At 66.5% G+C, this 17,510-nt stretch carries 28 protein-coding genes and 1 pseudogene; 19 read left to right on the top strand and 10 right to left on the bottom strand.

Annotated elements, in window-relative coordinates:
- The first annotated feature begins 71 nt into the window (after positions 1-71).
- Both MOX02_RS24110 and MOX02_RS24105 read left to right on the top strand, forming a co-directional pair.
- Positions 72-299, top strand: coding sequence for a PilZ domain-containing protein (locus MOX02_RS24110; RefSeq protein ID WP_147028367.1), 228 nt, complete (start codon positions 72-74; stop codon positions 297-299).
- A gap of 242 nt (positions 300-541) precedes the next feature.
- A complete protein-coding gene (locus MOX02_RS24105; RefSeq protein WP_238179882.1) occupies positions 542-763 on the top strand; it encodes a PilZ domain-containing protein in 222 nt (73 codons plus the stop codon).
- A 59-nt stretch (positions 764-822) separates the two neighbouring features.
- On the opposite strand, the gene MOX02_RS24100 is transcribed toward MOX02_RS24105, so the two are convergent.
- Positions 823-1,230 (bottom strand): ASCH domain-containing protein, encoded by a 408-nt coding sequence (locus MOX02_RS24100; protein ID WP_147028365.1) that lies wholly within the window; start codon positions 1,228-1,230, stop codon positions 823-825.
- Between the two features lie 161 nt (positions 1,231-1,391).
- On the opposite strand from MOX02_RS24100, the gene MOX02_RS24095 reads away from it, so the two are divergent.
- The 3 genes from MOX02_RS24095 to MOX02_RS24085 all read left to right on the top strand — a co-directional run bounded on the left by MOX02_RS24095 (position 1,392) and on the right by MOX02_RS24085 (position 2,793).
- Positions 1,392-1,697: a hypothetical protein gene (locus MOX02_RS24095; protein WP_147028364.1), complete on the top strand. Its 306-nt coding sequence runs from the start codon at positions 1,392-1,394 to the stop codon at positions 1,695-1,697.
- Between the two features lie 177 nt (positions 1,698-1,874).
- The gene (locus MOX02_RS24090; RefSeq protein ID WP_147028363.1) at positions 1,875-2,306 is read left to right on the top strand and encodes a hypothetical protein; all 432 of its coding nucleotides are present in this window, start codon (positions 1,875-1,877) and stop codon (positions 2,304-2,306) included.
- Positions 2,307-2,493: 187 nt separating this feature from the next.
- On the top strand, positions 2,494-2,793 hold the full coding sequence (locus MOX02_RS24085; protein WP_238179883.1) for a hypothetical protein: 300 nt from the start codon (positions 2,494-2,496) through the stop codon (positions 2,791-2,793).
- A 26-nt stretch (positions 2,794-2,819) separates the two neighbouring features.
- Here the strand turns inward: MOX02_RS24085 and MOX02_RS24080 are convergent, their stop codons facing one another.
- From MOX02_RS24080 to MOX02_RS24060, 5 genes are all read right to left on the bottom strand, one after another.
- Positions 2,820-3,440 (bottom strand): DUF1643 domain-containing protein, encoded by a 621-nt coding sequence (locus MOX02_RS24080; protein WP_147028362.1) that lies wholly within the window; start codon positions 3,438-3,440, stop codon positions 2,820-2,822.
- Between the two features lies 1 nt (position 3,441).
- The gene (locus MOX02_RS24075; protein ID WP_147028361.1) at positions 3,442-4,098 is read right to left on the bottom strand and encodes a lambda exonuclease family protein; all 657 of its coding nucleotides are present in this window, start codon (positions 4,096-4,098) and stop codon (positions 3,442-3,444) included.
- On the bottom strand, positions 4,098-4,832 hold the full coding sequence (locus MOX02_RS24070) for an ERF family protein (protein WP_147028360.1): 735 nt from the start codon (positions 4,830-4,832) through the stop codon (positions 4,098-4,100). The genes MOX02_RS24075 and MOX02_RS24070 overlap by 1 nt, the downstream gene beginning before the upstream one ends.
- A gap of 8 nt (positions 4,833-4,840) precedes the next feature.
- A complete protein-coding gene (locus MOX02_RS24065; protein ID WP_147028359.1) occupies positions 4,841-5,233 on the bottom strand; it encodes a hypothetical protein in 393 nt (130 codons plus the stop codon).
- Positions 5,234-5,406: 173 nt separating this feature from the next.
- On the bottom strand, positions 5,407-5,793 hold the full coding sequence (locus MOX02_RS24060) for a hypothetical protein (protein WP_147028358.1): 387 nt from the start codon (positions 5,791-5,793) through the stop codon (positions 5,407-5,409).
- 188 nt (positions 5,794-5,981) lie between these two features.
- Between MOX02_RS24060 and MOX02_RS24055 the strand changes: the two genes are divergently transcribed.
- The gene (locus tag MOX02_RS24055) at positions 5,982-6,248 is read left to right on the top strand and encodes a hypothetical protein (RefSeq protein ID WP_147028357.1); all 267 of its coding nucleotides are present in this window, start codon (positions 5,982-5,984) and stop codon (positions 6,246-6,248) included.
- Between the two features lie 2 nt (positions 6,249-6,250).
- Here MOX02_RS24055 and MOX02_RS24050 read toward each other — a convergent pair whose 3' ends face one another.
- Positions 6,251-6,931: an XRE family transcriptional regulator gene (locus MOX02_RS24050; protein ID WP_170267976.1), complete on the bottom strand. Its 681-nt coding sequence runs from the start codon at positions 6,929-6,931 to the stop codon at positions 6,251-6,253.
- A gap of 330 nt (positions 6,932-7,261) precedes the next feature.
- Between MOX02_RS24050 and MOX02_RS31505 the strand changes: the two genes are divergently transcribed.
- The 3 genes from MOX02_RS31505 (at position 7,262) to MOX02_RS24040 (ending at position 8,143) form a co-directional block, all read left to right on the top strand.
- Positions 7,262-7,438, top strand: a complete 177-nt coding sequence (locus MOX02_RS31505) for a hypothetical protein (protein WP_170267975.1) — start codon at positions 7,262-7,264, stop codon at positions 7,436-7,438.
- A 1-nt stretch (position 7,439) separates the two neighbouring features.
- Positions 7,440-7,568, top strand: a complete 129-nt coding sequence (locus MOX02_RS32730) for a hypothetical protein (protein ID WP_280525354.1) — start codon at positions 7,440-7,442, stop codon at positions 7,566-7,568.
- Between the two features lie 185 nt (positions 7,569-7,753).
- On the top strand, positions 7,754-8,143 hold the full coding sequence (locus MOX02_RS24040; RefSeq protein ID WP_147028354.1) for a hypothetical protein: 390 nt from the start codon (positions 7,754-7,756) through the stop codon (positions 8,141-8,143).
- A gap of 451 nt (positions 8,144-8,594) precedes the next feature.
- Here the strand turns inward: MOX02_RS24040 and MOX02_RS24035 are convergent, their stop codons facing one another.
- On the bottom strand, positions 8,595-8,864 hold the full coding sequence (locus MOX02_RS24035; RefSeq protein WP_147028353.1) for a hypothetical protein: 270 nt from the start codon (positions 8,862-8,864) through the stop codon (positions 8,595-8,597).
- Positions 8,865-8,914: 50 nt separating this feature from the next.
- On the opposite strand from MOX02_RS24035, the gene MOX02_RS24030 reads away from it, so the two are divergent.
- The 10 genes and pseudogenes from MOX02_RS24030 to MOX02_RS31500 all read left to right on the top strand — a co-directional run bounded on the left by MOX02_RS24030 (position 8,915) and on the right by MOX02_RS31500 (position 14,947).
- The gene (locus tag MOX02_RS24030) at positions 8,915-9,433 is read left to right on the top strand and encodes a hypothetical protein (protein WP_147028352.1); all 519 of its coding nucleotides are present in this window, start codon (positions 8,915-8,917) and stop codon (positions 9,431-9,433) included.
- Complete coding sequence (locus MOX02_RS24025) at positions 9,430-9,786, top strand: Acb2/Tad1 domain-containing protein (RefSeq protein ID WP_147028351.1); 357 nt, start codon at positions 9,430-9,432, stop codon at positions 9,784-9,786. Before MOX02_RS24030 ends, MOX02_RS24025 begins: the two co-directional genes overlap by 4 nt.
- 51 nt (positions 9,787-9,837) lie before the next feature.
- On the top strand, positions 9,838-10,335 hold the full coding sequence (locus MOX02_RS24020; RefSeq protein WP_147028350.1) for a hypothetical protein: 498 nt from the start codon (positions 9,838-9,840) through the stop codon (positions 10,333-10,335).
- Between the two features lie 17 nt (positions 10,336-10,352).
- Positions 10,353-10,826, top strand: a complete 474-nt coding sequence (locus MOX02_RS24015; protein WP_147028349.1) for a RusA family crossover junction endodeoxyribonuclease — start codon at positions 10,353-10,355, stop codon at positions 10,824-10,826.
- A gap of 4 nt (positions 10,827-10,830) precedes the next feature.
- Positions 10,831-11,106 (top strand): hypothetical protein, encoded by a 276-nt coding sequence (locus MOX02_RS24010; protein ID WP_147028348.1) that lies wholly within the window; start codon positions 10,831-10,833, stop codon positions 11,104-11,106.
- A pseudogene (locus MOX02_RS24005) lies at positions 11,103-12,601 on the top strand (replicative DNA helicase). Before MOX02_RS24010 ends, MOX02_RS24005 begins: the two are co-directional and overlap by 4 nt.
- A 2-nt stretch (positions 12,602-12,603) precedes the next feature.
- Positions 12,604-13,596, top strand: a complete 993-nt coding sequence (locus tag MOX02_RS23995; protein WP_147028345.1) for a hypothetical protein — start codon at positions 12,604-12,606, stop codon at positions 13,594-13,596.
- Positions 13,597-13,619: 23 nt separating this feature from the next.
- The gene (locus MOX02_RS23990; RefSeq protein ID WP_147028344.1) at positions 13,620-14,060 is read left to right on the top strand and encodes a Ros/MucR family transcriptional regulator; all 441 of its coding nucleotides are present in this window, start codon (positions 13,620-13,622) and stop codon (positions 14,058-14,060) included.
- Positions 14,061-14,065: 5 nt separating this feature from the next.
- Positions 14,066-14,545 (top strand): hypothetical protein, encoded by a 480-nt coding sequence (locus MOX02_RS23985; protein WP_210250402.1) that lies wholly within the window; start codon positions 14,066-14,068, stop codon positions 14,543-14,545.
- Positions 14,546-14,947, top strand: coding sequence for a hypothetical protein (locus MOX02_RS31500; RefSeq protein ID WP_244948451.1), 402 nt, complete (start codon positions 14,546-14,548; stop codon positions 14,945-14,947).
- A 228-nt stretch (positions 14,948-15,175) separates the two neighbouring features.
- Here MOX02_RS31500 and MOX02_RS23975 read toward each other — a convergent pair whose 3' ends face one another.
- Both MOX02_RS23975 and MOX02_RS23970 read right to left on the bottom strand, forming a co-directional pair.
- Entirely contained in the window at positions 15,176-16,348 is a 1,173-nt protein-coding gene (locus MOX02_RS23975) for a glycosyltransferase family 61 protein (RefSeq protein WP_170267973.1), read from the bottom strand.
- A 212-nt stretch (positions 16,349-16,560) separates the two neighbouring features.
- Positions 16,561-17,505 (bottom strand): alginate O-acetyltransferase AlgX-related protein, encoded by a 945-nt coding sequence (locus MOX02_RS23970; protein WP_147028379.1) that lies wholly within the window; start codon positions 17,503-17,505, stop codon positions 16,561-16,563.
- Positions 17,506-17,510 lie beyond the last annotated feature (5 nt).

Here is a 17,510-nt window from a genome sequence, read left to right as displayed (position 1 = left end):
GTTCTCGTGAACTTTCAAGCCCACATTGTGCCTCTGCGCATTTCATCGAATAAGACCTGAAGAGACCAATTGTGCTTAGTGTTGTGCAGAACAATATTAGGGCACAAATTGCTTTAGATGAGCATAGAACTATATCGGCCGATGTAGTCTCGCGTTCAGAAGCCGGGGCGCGGCTCAAGGTCGAAGATGCGTTCGCTGTTCCCGACACCTTCGTGCTGACTGTCAGCGGTGCTGAGAGCTTTCTCGTCTGCAACGTGACGACGCGCCTGCCCGGCGAGATCGGTGTGCGCTTCACCTGACTGAGAGGTGCGGGCGCTCTTGAGGCATCTATCGCTCGATTGAGGCAGTTCCCCAGTTCCATTGCCGACCAATTGAGCGGTGTGTGGTCGTTGACGTTAACCTCGTCGCAACCGCGCCGCCGATGCATACAATTTTGATCGTGCCGCCGAAGCTGTCTTAACGGGGCGCTTCGAAGCTCGTCCCGCGCATGAGTGCAGCGGGAAGTCAGATGCAGGATCGTCGAAATGAGGAACGGCACCGAGTGGACGAACTCGGCTTCATAGCCATCAACGAACACACGTCTCTCGGATGCATGGTCTACGATGTCTCGAGCATCGGCGTGCGCGTGACCATGCTGGACACGAAGAAGGTCCCGAACGTTTTCTTCTTGTCGTCGCTCAGCTTGGGTGCGGGTCGGGTCTGCAACGTCGCTTGGCGGAAGGCTGAGGAACTCGGGGCGTTCTTCGTTCAGGCTCCAGCATAGCCGGGCAGCCACGGCAGTGGCGCTGCCATCCGCGAAGCGCGATAGGATTTCGGAGCCGCTCATGCCGCGGCTCCGATGTCGAGGGCGTCGGTGGGGGCGAGCGGCGTCCAGCGGATGAGGATGCCGCTGAAATACGAGACGCCCGGGTGCTCTGCCGCCCAGAAAGCGACTAGCTCGCTCCAGTACGGGAAGCCGTCCTGACGCGCGAAGGCGTCGAGGTCCTCCTGGGTGCGGATCCAGCCGTCGTTCGCGAAGACGATGCCCAACTCGAGGTCCAGGGCGATCGAATAGACTTCGGTGCACCGCGCCTCGCCGAGCCGCCGGCAGTGCTTCGTCCGCATCCCCGTGAAGAGCTGCACGAGCTCGCCCAGCCGCGCGTGGCGCTTCCGGTCGGCCCGGATCGTCTGCGCCTTCGTGCCGGCGAGGATCGGCGCGGCGAAGCGCTTCTTGAAGCTGTAGGCGACCATCACAGCCTCCCTGCAGGCGCGTCGGCCCGGGCAGCGTTGGAGTGGAGCGGGGGCATTAGGCGGGACGGGCAGAGACTGATTAGATCCCGCTGATTAGAGCGAATCAGCGGGTTATCTTCGCATATCGCAACAACATTATTGGTTGTCCGCTGGATGGCCTCATGCTCGCATTGGGCATGACTCGTGCCAAAGCAGAAACTGGCGGACAATATCCCGAAGCCGTGAGCGACTTGGTTGTCGACCGGCTCGCGATGTTGCTGCTGCAGCAGATGCTCTCTGAGCTCGCGCGCACCTACCGCATGGAGGGTGCAACGGCCGCTCGCCTGATGCTCGCCGACATCGAGCGGGAGATCGCAGAGCGCCTCTACCTCATGTGCGATGTCTCTCCGCTGATCCGAAACAGCCGAGACGTTATCCGCGCCGTTGCGATGCGGGTGCGGGCCGAACTGCGGGGCGAGCACATCTGACGCCGGGGGCTGGATGGGCGCGAAGAGCATCAGGCGGCCTTCGCTGCGGAACGGGTCAATGTACGCACCACAGCCCGAACCCGCGCGGCCATCGCAATGCGGCCGAAACCCTCCCGAAACAACAGAGTAATGGCGGTCTGATTAGACCAATGCCTCTGTTCAGGTGGAGGCAGATTGATGCAGAACGATCTTGGTCGTAAGAACGATGAGCTCTTTCGAAATGTCGTGATCAGTACGTTTCGAGCGTGCGCTAAACGCGGTGAGGCTGCTGTGAAGGCGCTTGTCGAGGATCTCAGGACGCACGCGCACCTCGCTTCGGAGCACATCCTGGATCTTGAGGCCGCTGAAATCGCCGAGGCGCAACGGCGCGCGAATGCTCTGGAAGAGGATGCGGGAGAGCCCAGCGAGATCCTTCTATGGAACGGCCCCTCAGTTGGCTGTCTGCTGCTTGACCGCTCGTGCACAGGCGGGAGGCTGAGAGTTGAGAGTAATGCCCTGGTGCCTGATGTGTTCACGTTGAAGTTGCTGACCGATGAGAGGCAGCAGCCATGCCGGGTGGCATGGCGCAAGCAGAACGAGATTGGCGTCGAATTCCTCGACCCAATGTGAGCTTGAGGGGCGTCGCCCGCGAAGCGCTCGATGATCAGAGGTACGCTCACGACCGCGCTTCCCCTGCCGGGCGGGAGGTGGTGAGACGATGAAAAGCGGGAACGGCAAAGACGCGCCGTTGCGTCGTCGCGCGATCATTCCATGATCGGCAGATCAGCAACCGCTGAGCGATCAAGGAGATGTGCCCGTGGCAACCCCGACGCAGCCCGTTAGCGCGGCTCCTGAAATTGACAGTTTGCCTGTGGAAGGGACGGTGAATGCCCCGATACTTTTCTTTGATGAGGCACCCACGCTCGGAACCGGCCCCGGCATTGGTCGAGTGACGCTCAGCGCCCTTGTGCAAGAGGTCGGCCCAAATGGCGCGGTTAGCTATCGCAGGGTGGCCGTCGCGCATCTCCGCGGCAACAAGTTCGCTTTCGAGAGCCTGCGCGAAGCAATCAATCGAATGGAGTTGCTCGCCTCTCCGACTCCGGGCGCTGCAAACTAAGCCCCCGGCGCTGTGCTTGGCGGGGGTCATGCGGCGGCTCCATCAGCGGGCGATCCGGCGCGCCAGAGCACCGGCTGGGCATGGTCGGGGATGCGGTTGCGGCCGCGGGCCATCGGGTGGACCGGATGCCCGCCCTGCGAGAGCGCGAAGCAGTGCAGGTCCGGCCACGGCGCCTCGCCGGTCTGCACCTCCTCGAGGAGGTGATCGACCCACTCAGGATCCCAGGTGCCGGCGCCCCAGCAGGGCACCACGAGGGCCGCGGCCTTCGCCTCGCGCACGACGATGCCGAGGTTCTCCTGGATGACGTCGCGGACGTACCAGTCCGGCCCGTCCTCCTCCCACCGTGACCACTCCCGGCACGCGGCCGGAGACGCCGAGCGGAAGGGATGGAGGTTCACCGCCGTGAACCCGCCGTAGCCCCAGGCCTGGGCGAAGTGGATCCAGCGGCGCACGGTCGGGTCGTCGATGCGGTGATCTGCCGTCGAAGGATTGAGGCCGATGAAGCAGACGTGCCCGCCCTCGCCCCACGTGCGGGTCAGGGTGAAGCGGTAGGTGCCGCAACGAGAGAGCGACGCCGCGCGCTGGATCATGTCGGCGAAGGAGACGCCGAAGAAGTCCTTGTCGGCGGCTTGCTGCGGCGTCGTCATGTCAGGCGGCCTCTCGGGTCTGGCCGGGGGCGACGGCTCGACGACCGAGCGCTTCGAGGCGCGCCACTTGGTCGGCGACTTCGGCGAGGAAGGTGACGGCCTGCTCCTCGAGGGCGGCGATCACCTCCTCGTCGCGCGGCACTCGGACGACGAAGAGCTTGAGGTCGTCCGGCACGCGCGGGTCGTAGGAGGCGAAGTCGCACCAGCTCCGGCCCGTGCAGGCCATCTGCCACTGCATCTGCGGCACGTACTGCTCGGGCGCGGCTTGCGAGAGCCACGTGTCGAGGTGCGTCTCAGTCTTCGGGCACTTGAACTCGACGAGACCCTCGGCGCTGACCAGCCCGTCCGGGCTCGCGCCGGCCTCGGCGATCCGCGGGTGCGGCGCGAAGCCGATCCGGACCACGTCGACATCGAACCGGAACTCGTAGGCTGCGCGCGCCACCGGCTCGTTCTCCGAGCCCCAATACATCTCTGCGCTGGTGAAGTGCGGCGCGCTGAGACCCGTCAGACGCTCGGCGACCAGTTCGCGTAGGTAGGCCATGCGAGGCGCGCCCCAGCCCTTCTGCGTTCGCTTGATCATGTCGGCGATGCGCGAGGCGGTGACCTTGCCGCAGCGCTCGGCCAGCCACTCGGGCGAGCCCTGTACCATCTCGGCCATCAGCGGCGCTCCTTCCGCTTGAGCTCGGTCACGGCCTGCTCAAACCGGGCCGCCGGCAGGTCGACGAGGCTCTCGACCCGCATGAAGTTCAGGAAGCGCCGGAGGTCGGCGCCGACGCTCTCGGCGAGATCGCGTAGCTCGGTCGCCTGCTCCTCGGAGATGCGAGGCTGCCCGCACCCGCCGCGGCCGTCGTCGTCCTCGCCGGTGCTGGTGACGTTGAGGAGCGCCATGGCGACGTAGCGCTTGCCGTAGCTCGTGGAGGAGCCGACCGCCTGAACGGCGTTCTTCGAGCCGCTCGTGTCGACCGGCAGCTCCATCGTCGTCTCTTCGCTGTGCCCGTCCTGGTGCATCAGGACGCCGGTCACCGCGAGCCGACCGTTCCCGGGATTGCCGACCCGGAAGGTGAGGGAGAAGCCGTGCCGGCCCATCGCCGGCCGGATCGCCTCGTTCAGGTCCTCCCAGAGAGCGTACTTCGCGCTCTTATCGCCCTTCCCCCGCTCACGGACGACGGGCAGCTCCTGCTGAAGCTGGGCGAGGCCGGCGGCGAAGGCGGCGCGGGCGCGCTGGGCGAGGACGCGCTCCTGCATCTGCAAAAGGCGCTCCATCTTGTCGATGTCGACGTTCGGGTCACGCGCGGCCCGCTCGATCATGGAGACGATCGCGGCCGACTCGCTCTGGATCGGCGCGGGTGTCGACGCATCGTCGACAGGGGCGAGGGCTTGGCTGCTGGCCATGGCGACGGTCACTCCGCGGCTTCGGGGATCTCGCCGGACGCGGTGCGTTCGGCGAAGTGGCGGCTCTCGGCGCGGACGCCGGCGAGATGGTGAGGGTCGAAGCGGTCGCCGATCGTGGGCTCGGGGATGGCGCAGCGCGCGTTCAGTGCGGCGGCGATCTCCTCGGCGAGCTGCATGCGGTAGACCGCGCTGGAGCCGGGCAGCGCCATGGCGATCGGTGCGCCGCTCTCATCGACAATGACGGGCTCGAAGGCGGACCGCACCGCGAAGGGTCCGCGGAAGCCGGCGAGCGCGAGCTTGGTGGTGACGGTGTTCTGGGCAGCCATCGCCGCCTCCATGTCGAGGGGAAGGATCGCCCGCACCTCGACGGCGAGGGCCGGGCAGAAGGGCGGGAAGATCACCGGACCCGCGCCTCGAAGACGCGGCCGACGTGGTGGCCGAGGGCCCAGAGCGTGCCGACGATGACGAAGGGTCCGGCGACGTAGAGGCAGAGCAGCTGCGGGTCGGTGAGCATGGCGCGCTCGCGAAGATGGGAGGGAGAGCGGGCCGCCCGGCGCGAGCGGCCTGGGTGGCCTCAGGCCGCGCGGGCGTGGATGCCGAGCTGAGCGGCGCCGAGGCGGTGCTCGTCGTGCGGGTCGCGTCCGTCGTCCTCGGCGATCTGCGGGAGCGGCACGTCGTAGGCCTCGAAGGCGGCGAGCAGGCCACCCGGCACCTCGTCACCCTCTTCCTCGACGTAGGCGGCGAGCGCGTGCAGCACGGCCGGTGTGACGTCGGCGATCCGGCTGTTCAGCAGGTCGAGCGCGTAGACCGCCTCGAGCGTGTCACGGTGACCGAAGCCGACGAGCTGGTCGACGATGTCGGCTTGAGTGTCGCCGACGCGGTGCTGGTCCAGCCAGCTGTCGCCCTTTGCGGTGCGGTATCGGATGAGGTGGGTCGTGCCGGGCTGAGACTGAGCGGGCATCTGCTCTCTCCATCGCTCGGGAGCGGCATGGAGTGATGTTATAACCACGGTTGTTGGTTGTCAAGTACCCGAGTAGCGCAGGTAGTTATCACCAGTTGTCCACAAGCAGAGAGCTATAACCGCCGTTGACGGAACCGTGAACAAAAGCGGAACATTGGAAGGGTCGGAAGCGTACCCGGAAGGCACGGATGCCCGCGCAGGCACAGCATCTGAAGACGTTCTACATCGTGCAGAGCTTCACCAAGGAGCGCGCTGGGTTGCGCATGGATCCACCATTGGAGGCTCGGACAGAGGCGTCAGCTCGCCGGACGGCGGAGCGGCTATCCTCGCGGAAGCCGTCCGTGATCGCTTTCGCGCGCACGGGCGACCCAGAGACCGGCGAGTTCGAGGAGCCGCGCATCTTGGTCAGCTACGGCGAGATCGCTGGAGGCGAGGAAGACGCCCTGCCCTTTTGATCTCAGCGGAAGTTCTTCGAGACGATTCGGTGCCGGACGCCCCACTCGGCGCGGCTGAGATCGAACTCTCGCTCAGGCCGAAACTGTTGGACGTGCCACTCGTCTTCCGTGGACGATAGGAAGCGCTTGACCATCGCCCGCGGCTCATCGCTTTGCGTGTTGTAGAAGACGCAAGTCGTATTTGCGAGTACGGGCAGGCGAGGATTGACGAAAAGCGTGTCGCCCGGCTCGAATTCTGGAGCCATCGATTCGCCGACGAGGTAGATCGCGTAGCCGTCTTTCACGCCCTGTAGCAATGGCGGCCGCTTCGCGGTGCCGATCGGATCGCGCTCAATGATCAGCGCGCCGGCGCCGCCCTCGGCTGATGCGTAGAGCGGCACGTCGCCGACCAAGCCGGCGGCCGCCGCCCAGTAGGCGGGGTCTCGCGCGTACTCGGGAATGGACAGTCCCTGCACTGGGGGCTGGCGCTGAGGCGGCCGTGCCGTGCCGAAGGCATCTTCCGGCAATGACGCGGGATTGAGCCCCAGCGCCTCGCAGAGCTTGTCGAGCACCTCGGTGGTCTGAACCGCCTTCGTCTCGATCTTGGCAATAGCAGCCTGGGAGACGCCCACCTTCGCGGCGAGCGCCTTCTGGCTGAGGCCCAATGCGATGCGCGCCTCGCGGATCTGGTCGTGCCACGTCATGGGAAACCAGCCTACAACCTTGGTTGTGGAACTGCCCGGGAATTCTGGTTGTTGACAACCAACAACTTCAGCATTCATATTCCCGACCATGAGCGTTCGATCTCTCATTGAGGCCGCGATCAAGGATCGCGGGTCCGAGGCTAAGCTCGCCGCTGCGTGCGGCGTGTCTCAGGCCGCGATCTGGAAGGCCAAGAAGGCCGGCCGGGTCTCCCCGCGTCTCGCGATCAAGATGGAGGGCGCGTGCGGCATGAGCCGACGCCTGCTCTGTCCGGAGATCTTCGGAACGACCGCCGCCAACGGCGACACACCACCCGAGCCGAGGGTCGCGTAATGGCGGCCGAGGTCCTCGCCCTCATCGCGATCGATTGCGCCGGTTGCAGCGCCGCGCTCGCGCAGCGCGCCTGCTCCCCGTCGCTTGAGCCAGAGATCCAGCACGGCGTCGCCTGGATGTCGCGCTGCCTGCTCGTGGCGGGTGCCGGCTTCCTGGTCTGGTCGAAGGCGATCTGACATGCGGGCCGTGCTTCCCCTCCTCCCGGTCGCCCTCGCGCTCTCGCTGGTCACCGCCGCCGCCACCGTCGGCTGGCGGGCGGCCGAGCGCGGCGAGCTGCCGGTCCTTCATCTCGGAGCCGGCCGATGACGCCGCGCTCCTACGCTCCCGACCAGGGGCCGGCCGGGAATATCCCCGCCGGCATCGACCCTGCGCGGAACCCGTCGCCGGGCGCGGGCCGAGAAAGCCCTGGCACCTCTTCACCGCGTATCCCGGCCGCCCACCAGCGTCGGGGCGATGCCCCGGTGGCGGCGCCCTCAGGCCAGGGCGACCCCATGACCGATGCGCGCCACCTCCTGCTCCTCGCGGCCCACTGCCGGCACGCCGCCGCGGCGCTGCTACTGCGCGCCTACCAGATTGATCGGGCCTGTCCGTTCCCGCCCTCCGTCGAGGCGGCCGATCTGGCGGCGACCTCCATGCATCTGGAGGAGGCGGCCCAGGAGCTGACGCGTACGGCGGTAGATGCGCGCGCGGCGGATACCGCCCTCCTCGCCGAGGTCCGGGCCCATCTCGCGGCCGGCGGCGACGTCGTGCTGGTCGCAGCGACCCTGCCCGCGGGCATTGTCGTTGGCGAGCCGGAGGATGCGGCGACCGCGCCAATAGCCGAACCAGTCCGGAGCCCGCTGCGCCGGGCGTGGGACGCCCTTATTCAGTGGGCGGCCTGACGTGTTGTCGTTCGCGATCATCTCGGGCCTCGATGCCTCCGGATCTCGCGACAATGGTATCGCGGCCGATACCGCGCGCTGGTTACTCGCCTCAACTCGGCTGTGCATAGCCTTCCACTCCGCTCCTCATCGTGCTGGAATTGTCCAGCCGATCGCTCGCCCGCACGACACCCGTTCCGACAAGGTGCGGGCGAGCGTCCCTTTCGCAGATCGCCGCCGTAGAAGCCCCGCAGCTCCGGCCGGCGAGCGGGCCCGCCACGACCATCGCAATCGGACCGCTGGCGGGCCCGCACTCTTCTCCGTCCGCAACCGCACTGCTCAGCCGGTTGCCACGGTTCGCGCGCTTTTCGGCGCGAAGATTTCATCCCGGACGGCCACAAGGGACCCGGTCGTTCTTCCGAACTCGCGCCCGTTTGCGTTCCCCGCCGGGCGCTTTTTCTTGGCCAGTGCCCTACAGCGTGTCGGCGGCGAGCCGGCGCTGGAGCTCCCGCAGCATCCCCCGGACGTGATTTCGCACTCCGTCCCCGCGCGCGGCTCTGCGCTCGCGCTCTCTCCTCCATTGCAGGGCGGCCGCAGCGCGCGTGAGGCGCGTCTGCCAGCCCTGCCTCCTCTCGCGCGTGCCGCCCTGCCAGGGGCCGCCCGCGTGTTCCTGCGCGTCCGCATCAGTTTCCAGCCGGTCGGCCGCGCCCGTGTGCTGTGTATCCCGTTCGTCCTCCTGCATTCGTGCAGCTCCCTTGCTTCGATGTTCTTGAAGCACGGGGGACTGCCGGAATGCTGGCAAAGATCAGGAAGGCGCGCCGCATGGTGACCGCCGACGATGAACTCGCGCTCGTGCGCCCGACCGTCGTTGAGGCGGTCCAGGCGCTGCGCGACCGCGGCCTCTCGCAGATGCGCGCCTACCAGCGGCTCGGCGGCATGGTCGGCAAGTCGCCGACCTGGGTCCGCGGGATCGTCGGTCGCGATCCGAACATCGGCGTCCGTCTGCGCGACGCCCTCAACATCCGCGCTGCCTACGACCAGCTCTGCGCTCGCGTCGAAGCGGCAGCCGAGAAGGTCGAGGCCGAGAACAACCAGCTTCGGGAGGCCATCGATGTCGCTCTTTCGGCTCGTGCAACGCCTGTCCCGAGCCCTGTGGAAGCGACGCAGCCTCAAGCGGCAGCTCCTCGAAGTGCAGGACGCGCGCCCACACAAGCACTGCGCCGTGCGCGCGCTGGAGCGCCTGTGCCGGCAGATCAACCGTCGCTGGGTGTGAACGACCTGCCGCTGTGGCGGGCGATCGAGGGAGAGTGAGCGTGCCGAACGAACATCATCAGGGCCTGCCCGTCGCCGGCTACCAGCCGCAGAACGCGGAGAAGGTCGCGCTCGTGAACGCGAACAAGGTACTGGAGGAACGGTGCATCCGCGCGGCTGAGAGCGTCCGCGATACGCCCGGCATGGATGGCCGCATGGCCGCGCTGGCGATCACGAACCTGCAGCAGGCCTTCATGTGGCTGAACCGGGCGGTGTTCGAGCCGGGCCGCGTCGCCCTGCCCGAGGCCGGCGCTCGCCTGCGCGCCGAGTTCGAACCGCCCTACCCCGTCCAGCAGCAGGTCCACGCCGGCAGTGCCGATCCGCGCCTGCCCGCCGGGCGGCCGCATCCCTGATCCCCGCCGGCCCGGCGGCCCCGGGTCTCTCCTCCAGAACACGAGGCCGTCATGGCAAGGGCGAACAAGAGCTCGGCACCGAAGACGATCAAGACCACCGCGAAGGCCTTCAAGGACGCGATCGTCGACGCGTCTGGAGCGGGCCAGCGCTCCTCGAACGCGTCCCGCAACAAGTCGAACGCGATCTCGGGCTACTGCACGAAGTCGGGCCTCTCGAAGAAGGCGTTCGGCATCGTCCTGCAGCTGCACGGCATGGAGGAGATGAAGCGCGACGACACCGTGCGCCAGATCCTCATGGGCTACGAGCTGATGGGCTGGGGCAAGCAGGGCGACCTGCTCGACGACGTCGGCGCGATGATCCAGGCGGCAGCTAAGGCCGCGGCTGCCGACGAGGCGGCTCGCAATCGTCTGATGAAGGGCTCGCCCGGGCTGCCGCTGGAGGCGCTCGAGAAGGGCATCAAGCCGCTCGACGGCGAGGTCGAGAAGCCGGGCCGGTCGCGCAACGCCCTGCCCAAGGCGCCTGCCCCCGCTCCCGAGACCGTGGCCTAAGGCGAGTGGCGCGCGCGATGTTCGAGCAGATCGTCATCCGTCTCCAGGGCGACCCGCGGGGCAAGGGCCGGCATCGCAGCCGCGTCGTTGCACTGCCCGGGCGCGCGCCCTTCGTCCAGGAGTACGCGGACCCGGCGACAGCTCGTTACGAGCGCGCGCTCGCCGAAGAGGCCCATGTCGAGATGGCGGGTCGAGCCATGCTGACCGGCCCCCTCGTCGTGACGGTCTACGCCTTCATGCCGATCCCGAAGAGCTGGCCGGAGCGCAAGAAGCGCGAGGCCAGGAACCGGGTGATCGTGCCGGTGGTGAAGCCGGACTGGGACAACATCGCCAAGGTCTGCGACGCGCTGAACGGCATCGTCTGGGGCGACGACGCTGCGGTCCTGACCGGCTCGGTGATGAAGCTCTACTCGGACGAGCCCGAGCTCGTCATCGCGGTGCAGCCGTGGGTGCCGGTACTGCCGGTCGCGCTCCTCCAGGCGGCGGAGTAGCGCTATGGCCGACGCACCGCGCCCCTCCCTCGCCTACCTCGCCGAATCCATGGAATGCCGCCGGCTGAGCAATCTCGCCTGGATCCGACAGGCCGAGGCGCACAACCCGAAGACCCCGAGTTTATCCGGCGCCCGCGAGCTGTCGCCCGTCTACGCGGAGACCACGCGCTGGCTGGAGAAGCTCTCGGTCCTGTCGGCTGCGACCGGGGGAGACGATGCCCGTGTCGAGGCGTGGATCGATCGAATGATCGAGAAGGCCAGTGAAGGGGTGGCGGCATGACCGAGCTCCAGGACCGTCCCGGCTTCGGTGCCAACGTCGTTCCGCTCGCCGACTTCCGCGGGGCCGATTCCGACCGCTCGCGCGGCGCTGCCACAGCCGCGCGCCCGATTGCCGACGTCGACACGGAAGCCGGCCTGATCGGCTGCATCCTGATCCAGCCCGACGTCTTCCCGCTGATCCAGCACCTCGTGACGGCCGAGCAGTTCTTCGAGCCGGTGCATCAGGTCATCTGGGAAGCGGTCACCAACGTGGTCGCGGCTGGCGACACGCCGAACCTGCTGAAGGTGAAGCGAGCGCTCGGCGAGCGCATCACGGAACAGGACCTCGGCGGCAAGTCCGTCATGGAGTACTTGGTCGGCCTCACCGGAGTGCCGGCCGTGCCGGCCTCGGCCGTGGAGTACGCCCGCACGGTCCAGCAGCTCTGGCAGATCCGCGCTATCGGCGAGACGGCCGGACAGGCAGCGAACGGCAGTGGCTTCGTGGTCGGCCCGTTCCTCGACGGGCTCTACGCCCGCATCGACCAGGTGCGCGCCTCGTTCGTCGACCGGAAGGTGCGCTCGGCAAGCCTCGCCCAGGCCGGCGACGCGCTCATGGCGCGCATCCAGGCCAGTCTGAACGGTGAGGCGGCCGAGCTGCCCCGCTCCGGCATCGTCGCGCTTGACGAGGAACTGGGCGGCGGTCTGGCGCCCTCCTCGCTGATCACGGGCGGCGCCCGCACGTCGATGGGCAAGTCGGTCTGGGGCGTCGAGGTTAGCCGGCACGTGGCCCACGATGGGGCCGCTGCGATCTATCACTCGCTGGAGATGCCCTCCGAGCAGGTCGTGGCGCGCCTCGCATCGAGCCGCCTGCTCGACCTCGGCCGCGAGATCCCGTTCTCGCGCATCATGAAGCGCCGCGGCGTCACCTCGGATGATGCCCACGCCGTCGCTGGCGCGCTGCACGATGTGCGGAACTATCCGCTGACGATCGAGGACGGCGGCGGCCGGACGATCGGCGACATCGCGGCGGCCTCCGACCGACTGGCGAATGCCTACGCCCGCAAGGGCATCCCGCTCGGCGTCATCGTCATCGACCACGCCCACATCGTGAAGCCGTCGCGCGCCTTCAAACGCGAGGACGAGGGTTTCAAGGAAGTGGCCGACGGCGCCCTGGCGCTGGCCAAGCACCTCGACACTTGCGTGCTGCTGCTCGCCCAGCTCAACCGCGGCACCGAGGGGCGCGACGACAAGCGCCCCAGCCTCGCCGATCTGCGCGGCCCGGCGCGTTCGAGGAGGACTCGGACGCAGTGATCTTCCTCTACCGGCCGGCCTACTACCTCGAGCGCTCGGCCGCGTTCCGCAACGGCGAGCCGGCCGCGCTCGATGAGCACCGCGCCTGCCGGCACGAGCTCGAATTCATAATCGACAAGAACCGCGCCGGCCGCTCGAACCAGGTGGTTCGCGCGTGGATCGATCCTGGCCTCAACGCCATCCGCAACCTGCAGCACGGGGCCTGATCGTGGCACGCATCCGCAGCATCCACCCGGGCATCTTCACAGACGAGGCGTTCATGACCGCCTCGCCGCACGCCCGGCTCCTCATTATGGGCCTTTGGTGCGAAGCCTTCGACGATGGCGTGTTCGAGTGGAAACCGCTCACGTTGAAGGTCCGGCTGATGCCGGCGGACGCAATCGAGGTTGCGCCTCTGCTCGCCGAGCTGGAGGGGCTGAACTTCGTTCGGCGCTTCCAGGCCAAGGGCAAGACCTACGGGCTGATCCGCAACTTCCAGAAGTATCAGCGGCCCAAGAAGCCGAACCGGTCGGGAGTGCTTCCGGAAGAGCTTCGCTCATACGTCCTAGGCGAGGGAATCGGTTCGGATGTGGTTCAGGAGGAGTTCGGAACCAGTGGGGAACCGCTGCCCCACGGAGAGGAGGATGGAGGAGGAGGGGGAATAGGAGGGAAGGAGGGAGCGGCCTCAGGCGCAGGCGCGCCCTCGCGCGAGGCGGCGCTGGCCCAGGCTGCGCCTCGGCGATCGGGAACCGACGAGCTCGGTGGCTTGCTCCGCCCCCTCGTCGGCAGCCTGCCGGTCAGCGTCGACCCCGACCTGAGCCCAATCCTCGCCCTCCTCCGCGAGGGCCTGACCGAGGCCGACGTGATCGCCGGCGTGCAGGCCTGCGTCGAGCGTGCTCGGCGGAAGCCAAGGTGCTGGGGCGATTTCGAGAACTGGATTCGCCGGGCGGCGAAGGACCGGCTTGAAGCGGCGCCGCGCTTGCCCCTGCCGGCGGCGATCCGCGCCCCGGATCCCGAGAAGATCCGCCGCGGCCTGTTCATCCTCGCCTGCGAGCACTTCCGCGGCCGCTGGTCGGACGGCTGGTCGAATGCGACCCGGCCCGGCCACCCGGACTGCACCACGCCCGAGGAGATCATCGAGGAGGCGCGGCTCGCGGTCGAGCTGGAGCGCAGCGTCGACCTCAACCGCCGCCAGGAGCGGCACCCCGCCTTTGCCCACTGAGACCGTACCCTGAGGAGACCTACATGTCCGAGACCACGACCACCGATCCCGTCCTCGTCGACCTGACCGTCGGCATCGTCAGCGCCTTCGTGGCGAACAATCCGGTGCCGGTCGCAGACCTGCCGAAGGTGATCGAAGCCGTGCACACCTCGCTGAGCCGCCTGGGAGCCCCACAGGCGGCCGAGACAGCCCCGGAGGTGGCGAAGCCCACGCCGGCCGAGATCAAGCGCTCGGTGAAGCCCGACACGCTGATCAGCTTCATCGACGGCAAGCCCTACAAGCTGCTCAAGCGCCACCTGAAGAAGAACGGGCTCGACCCGGCGAGCTACCGAGCACGCTACGGCCTTCCGGCGGACTACCCGATGGTGGCGCCGAGCTATGCGGCGCAACGCTCCGAGCTCGCCAAGGCGTCAGGACTTGGGGTGTCGGGCGGGCGGCAGCCTGTGCCGCAGGCCGCGGAGTGAGGGCGATGGCGGTTCAGCCATACCCGAAGGATCAGCAGCCGGTCCTCGACGCGGTTCACCCACGGCGCGGCCGTCGGCGCCTCCCGATCCTCTGCCTCGACTTCGACGGGGTGATCCACGGCTACCAGAGCGGATGGCAGGGTGCGGCTATCGTGCCGGACCCGCCGGTGCCGGGCGCCATCGAGTTCCTGCACGGCGCCGTCGAGCGCTTCCAGGTCGCGATCTTCTCCAGCCGCTCCGGGCAACCGGGCGGCATCGAGGCGATGAAGGGCTGGCTCGCGATGCACGTGCACGCGGCCATCGACGATCGCCGCGAGGCCGAGCACGTGCTGGGGCTGATCCAGTGGCCGGTCGCGAAGCCGCCGGCGCTGGTGACGATCGACGACCGCGCCATCACATTCACGGGCACGTGGCCGAGCCTCGACGAGATCGCGGCCTTCCAGCCCTGGAACAAGAAGCCTCCGCCGGGAGGCAGCGGGGCGTGATTGCTGGACTGGATCGCAGGACCTGACCCGCCGACGCGGCTTGAGACCTGGAGCGTGAGGGATGTGGAGCGCTGGCTCGTCATGCCGATGCTCCAGCTCCGCGACACGGCGATCCTCGTCACGCCAGCCAACACGCTGGTGCCGGTCGACCCGAACCGGCCGAGCGCCACCTTCGACATGCTGGCCTTCGCCCGGACCGTGCTGGGCAAGGGCACGCCCGAACTGCTGGCGGTGATGACCTGGGCCCGAATTAAGGCCGCCGGCGGCAACGCCGACGCCTCGATCGCCGAGTGGTGTCGCCTGAAGGGCGAAGGCTGGACCGAACGCACATTCCATCGGCGTCGGCTCCGCGCCTGTCAGCGCATCGCGGCCGCCAAAAATGAAGCCCATGGGTGCGAGTGAACGAAGCCAGATGCGCGGTTCCCATTGTGCAGGTCCGCTTGGGGTGGGGAGCCGGCATTCAGCCAGGCGGCTGCATCGGGCCGCATCGCCCTCCAGAGCAGACCTTCGCCAATTGGGCGCTATGGAGCCTCGGCTCGCACGAGGTGCCGCTGCATCGTTGATGAGGCCGCGGGTTAATGGCTGAATTCTCCGCTTCTGATCGTGAGCGGCTCGCTGACGGCTTCAACCTCATATATCCCGAAAAGCCGCTCTGAGATTGGCAGTTGGAACGGAGAAGGCACGCATGGCTTCGGAGGCATCCTGCGTGTCCCATGTGCCGTAGAGCGCCGTGTAGCGGTGCCCACAGACGGCGGCGAGATCCCAGAAGAACGGGTCGGTCCAACGCACGTCCGGTGAGAGGTAGATCACGCGCGTGCCGGCCGAGCAGAACACCGTGTTCGCCATTGCCGCCCCCATTATGCCGACGACAACCCGCGCCTTAGCGAAGCGCACCATCTGCTGGCGCACACTTAAGAAATCCGGGTCGATCACTTCGAACCCCTCGTGGGCAAGCATCGCGAGTACGGCTTCCCGATTGACGAGATTGCGACCTCGTGCGGGCGTGCGGTCGACAAAGAGCCGCGTGCCGGGCCGACTGAACGGGTTGAGGGGCCATGCTGCGACGCGACGCGCGGCCTGCGCCCAGCGATAGGGAAGGGTTTTCTTGAGAAGGCGAACTCGCATCGCCAAGAGGGCTTCGGGCGACTTCGCCACCGGCTCCAGGCTGCAAGGTGTGACATGATAGATCTTCGCGAACCGGTAGATCTGATCCCGAGCCAGAAACACAACCCGATAGGCCGCTTCCTTGGGCAGGTAAAAGCGGATCGAACGCTCGCGCACTGCATCAATGTGCGCGTTGAAAGACGGGAGCAGAATGGTGATCGTCTCATCAGGGTGCAGGCCACGTAGGACGAAATACGCTTCGAGACGCGGCAGGTCATCAATCAGCCAATGACCGTAGTTGAACGATCCGGCCGAGTTGAGGAGAAGCCGGGGACCGTCGTTCGGGATATCCGCATCAATGCGGGCATGATCGGCGGATAAGCCCTGGATCACATGACGCTCACTCAGCCGGCAAGTTTCGTAGAGGATCCGGGGGGCGCCATTCTCGTGATAGTAGAGCACGTCACCGCCAAACCGAATGTCGGTCGAGCTGCAGAGTATCGTTGCGGGGAAGGCACGGAATTGACCATTGAGCTCGGCCATATTCTCCTTCAGGCGCTGCGTCGCACCGGAGGGTGTGGCAAGGAGCCTGACCGGTGTGGGACGTTCGTAGCTGTAGGCAGGAAAGAGCTGTGCCACCGATCGTGTGTTGCGGCTGATGCGTCCACGCATCGCGGCACAGAGCGCGAGGTCGCCCAAGAAACTCGCTTCTGAATGCGGGATCACCTCTGCGCAAGAATAGACAAGAGCGTCGTCTGGCAGGCCAGGGGTTCCATCGCGCGCTGGTCGACACGGAATGCTTTCAGGCAGAGTGGTGCGTGCGCAAAGTCTAGGCTGTCGTTCGTGCATGACATTTGATGATTTTAGCAAAAATGTACTCATCCATGATGTATTAGCCGTAGCTGTTTTACTTATAGCGCCACATTTGATATTTCGATGTCTTCGAGCTCCTGACCGTACCGCTCACTAGCATAAATCGCGACGTTGAATTTATCATCCGGCACCCGCCACATGAAACGCTCGGCGATTTCCGTAATGAGAATGTCAGGTTTGGTTCGATCGACATAGTTCCAATCAATCGAGGTCGACCATATGAAATCGACTTCTCGGAAGGTTTCAGCCAGCATCACCGTCAGCATGTGTGTGGCGAAGTGCGAGTAGCTATCGCCAAATAGCAGGACACGCCGTGGATCTGCCTCCGGCGTCTCGTTCCGGAAAATGACGTGTGAACCCACATGTAGGGTGTGCGCTTGCCCGGCAGCCTCTCGCGCGAGGACGATAGGGCTGGCGTAGGTTCGCACAGCATCTCGTTGCAGAGCGTGAAACGTCGAAGGCTCGAGGCGAGGCGGTTCCAAAACAGAGCCCATGTCGCCGTGCAGTACGTCCTCAAAAGTCGGACGCTCCGCAAAATCCTCCCGCGGCTTCGCTCCGAGAGCACGGCAGATCTCACGATATGCGATGAGACGGCCTGCAAACGTCCAATGGCTATCCGTCTGGTAGTAAAGCTGCTGCTTGTCCCTCTTCTTCCGCAGAGGGCCAATCAGCCTGATGCATTCTCGTCGGGTACGAGGATGCCATAATAAGCTTCGGCGCAGTCGCAGTGCGGGAGATAATCGGATCTTGATCGGAAGCCGTGGGCACTTGTCGTCGTAAACAGCAATCTTCTCGGGCACGATGACGTGAAGGTACTGGATACCCGCTCCCTTACAGCGCCGGCTCCGCCATAGCGTTAGCTTCTTCCAGACACGGAGGGCGAGGCGCATGTGTTTGGAGTGGCTGAACTGCATCAAGGGGTTGTTCGTACCCGCCGTAACGAACAACCACCCATCGATGCCCTCATGGATGTACGGTTTCAGTTCGC

Origin of the sequence: Methylobacterium oxalidis (assembly GCF_007992195.1) — a bacterium.
Classification (GTDB): domain Bacteria; phylum Pseudomonadota; class Alphaproteobacteria; order Rhizobiales; family Beijerinckiaceae; genus Methylobacterium; species Methylobacterium oxalidis.
Note: the sequence above shows the minus strand (reverse complement) of the source record. Positions and strands in the feature narration are given on the sequence as shown.

Coding starts and splice junctions, on each gene's coding strand:
- MOX02_RS24050 (WP_170267976.1), bottom strand. CDS start 6,931: ATGACGTGGCACGACCAGATCCGCGAGGCGCGCATCGCATTGGGCCTC.
- MOX02_RS24030 (WP_147028352.1), top strand. CDS start 8,915: ATGCTGGCAAAGATCAGGAAGGCGCGCCGCATGGTGACCGCCGACGAT.
- MOX02_RS24035 (WP_147028353.1), bottom strand. CDS start 8,864: ATGCAGGAGGACGAACGGGATACACAGCACACGGGCGCGGCCGACCGG.
- MOX02_RS24055 (WP_147028357.1), top strand. CDS start 5,982: ATGCCCGCGCAGGCACAGCATCTGAAGACGTTCTACATCGTGCAGAGC.
- MOX02_RS24090 (WP_147028363.1), top strand. CDS start 1,875: ATGCAGAACGATCTTGGTCGTAAGAACGATGAGCTCTTTCGAAATGTC.
- MOX02_RS32730 (WP_280525354.1), top strand. CDS start 7,440: ATGCGGGCCGTGCTTCCCCTCCTCCCGGTCGCCCTCGCGCTCTCGCTG.
- MOX02_RS24075 (WP_147028361.1), bottom strand. CDS start 4,098: ATGGCCGAGATGGTACAGGGCTCGCCCGAGTGGCTGGCCGAGCGCTGC.
- MOX02_RS24095 (WP_147028364.1), top strand. CDS start 1,392: ATGCTCGCATTGGGCATGACTCGTGCCAAAGCAGAAACTGGCGGACAA.
- MOX02_RS24015 (WP_147028349.1), top strand. CDS start 10,353: ATGTTCGAGCAGATCGTCATCCGTCTCCAGGGCGACCCGCGGGGCAAG.
- MOX02_RS24100 (WP_147028365.1), bottom strand. CDS start 1,230: ATGGTCGCCTACAGCTTCAAGAAGCGCTTCGCCGCGCCGATCCTCGCC.
- MOX02_RS24070 (WP_147028360.1), bottom strand. CDS start 4,832: ATGGCCAGCAGCCAAGCCCTCGCCCCTGTCGACGATGCGTCGACACCC.
- MOX02_RS24080 (WP_147028362.1), bottom strand. CDS start 3,440: ATGACGACGCCGCAGCAAGCCGCCGACAAGGACTTCTTCGGCGTCTCC.
- MOX02_RS31505 (WP_170267975.1), top strand. CDS start 7,262: ATGGCGGCCGAGGTCCTCGCCCTCATCGCGATCGATTGCGCCGGTTGC.
- MOX02_RS24010 (WP_147028348.1), top strand. CDS start 10,831: ATGGCCGACGCACCGCGCCCCTCCCTCGCCTACCTCGCCGAATCCATG.
- MOX02_RS24060 (WP_147028358.1), bottom strand. CDS start 5,793: ATGCCCGCTCAGTCTCAGCCCGGCACGACCCACCTCATCCGATACCGC.
- MOX02_RS23985 (WP_210250402.1), top strand. CDS start 14,066: ATGGCGGTTCAGCCATACCCGAAGGATCAGCAGCCGGTCCTCGACGCG.
- MOX02_RS24040 (WP_147028354.1), top strand. CDS start 7,754: ATGACCGATGCGCGCCACCTCCTGCTCCTCGCGGCCCACTGCCGGCAC.
- MOX02_RS24020 (WP_147028350.1), top strand. CDS start 9,838: ATGGCAAGGGCGAACAAGAGCTCGGCACCGAAGACGATCAAGACCACC.
- MOX02_RS23990 (WP_147028344.1), top strand. CDS start 13,620: ATGTCCGAGACCACGACCACCGATCCCGTCCTCGTCGACCTGACCGTC.